This window comes from Leucobacter musarum subsp. musarum (assembly GCF_001273845.1).
Taxonomy (GTDB): Bacteria; Actinomycetota; Actinomycetes; order Actinomycetales; family Microbacteriaceae; genus Leucobacter; species Leucobacter musarum.
This window is the reverse complement of the sequence record NZ_JHBW01000102.1, coordinates 1-226: the sequence shown is the minus strand read 5'-3', so window position 1 is coordinate 226 and position 226 is coordinate 1. Positions and strand designations below refer to the sequence as shown.

At 74.8% G+C, this 226-nt stretch carries 1 protein-coding gene; it reads right to left on the bottom strand.

Annotated features, from left to right (window positions below; all coding sequences use genetic code 11):
* Positions 1-226, bottom strand: a 226-nt coding sequence (locus tag CH42_RS14325; RefSeq protein ID WP_156322592.1) for an amidohydrolase family protein, incomplete at both ends; no start/stop codon positions are given.

Sequence of the window (226 nt, the reverse complement as noted above, 5' to 3'; positions counted from 1 at the left end):
TTTGTGTATAAGAGACAGGCGCATCACCGTGCGGCCCGCGACCATGCTGAAGTGCGCGTCGCGCGCGGTGCCCGCGAGCGTGAGCGTGCGCACCGGGTCGTCGATCGCGCCCGTGCGCAGATCCGCCAGCGAGAAGGCGACGAGATCGGCCGCGGCCCCCGGCGCGATGCGGCCGAGGTCGGGGCGCCGCAGTGCCCGCGCACCGCCCAGCGTGGCCGCCTCCACG